Below are 946 nucleotides of genomic sequence, written 5' to 3' on the forward strand. Positions count from 1 at the left end.
TGGCCGCGCAGCCGCAGGACGGCAGCGACGGCGGCGCGCTGCCCGCGCTGGGCGACACCAGCGACCGCGTCGCCGACAGCATCGGTACCCTCACCCACCTGGTCCGCAGCGCCTTGCTGCCGGCTGCCGCGGCCGCCAAGGAACAACCGCAGGTGACCGCGCACCGCAGCGGGTGAACGCGCCATCGCCTCACCCTGGCCGTGCGGTCGCTGCTGCAGAGGGCCACGCGGCCTTGCCCCGCGCCATGCCATGCACTCACCTCCCGTCGTCCCGCACGCTCTAGACTCTCGCCCTGCTTCCCGGAACCCAATGCCGATGAACGAGATCCTGTCCCGCCAGCACGCCATCGCTCTCGACGCCGCCGATCCGCTGCGCGCCCTGCGCCAGGAGTTCCTGTTCCCGCAGCACCAGGGTGCCGACCAGGCCTACTTCGTCGGCAACTCGCTGGGCCTGCAGCCGCGCGGCGCGCGCGCCGCGGTGCAGGAGGTGCTGGACAAGTGGTCGTCGTTGGCGGTGGAAGGCCATTTCAACGGCGACACCCAGTGGATGACCTACCACGAACTGCTGGCCGCGCCGCTGGCGCGCCTGGTCGGCGCGCACCCGCACGAAGTGGTGGCGATGAACACGCTGACGGTGAACCTGCACCTGCTCATGGTCAGCTTCTACCGGCCCACCCGCGAGCGCCCGGCGATCCTGATCGAGGCCGGCGCGTTTCCCTCCGACCAGCATGCGGTGGCCTCGCAGATCCGTTTCCACGGCTTCGACCCGGCCACCGACCTGATCGAAGTGCAGCCCGACGGCGTCGATGGCACCGTGTCGCTGGCGGCGATCGAGCGCGCCATCGCCGAGCACGGCCCGCGCCTGGCGCTGGTGCTGTGGCCGGGCGTGCAGTACCGCACCGGCCAGGCCTTCGACCTGGCCGCGGTGGCGCGGCTGGCGCGCGCGG

At 72.3% G+C, this 946-nt stretch carries 1 pseudogene; it reads left to right on the top strand.

What is annotated here, in order from left to right:
• Positions 1–315 precede the first annotated feature (315 nt).
• Positions 316–946, top strand: a pseudogene (locus tag D588_RS0114525) (kynureninase); the annotation flags it as partial.

Origin of the sequence: Xanthomonas sp. SHU 308, from assembly GCF_000364645.1 — a bacterium.
In the GTDB taxonomy this organism is placed as follows: Bacteria; Pseudomonadota; Gammaproteobacteria; order Xanthomonadales; family Xanthomonadaceae; genus Xanthomonas_A; species Xanthomonas_A sontii.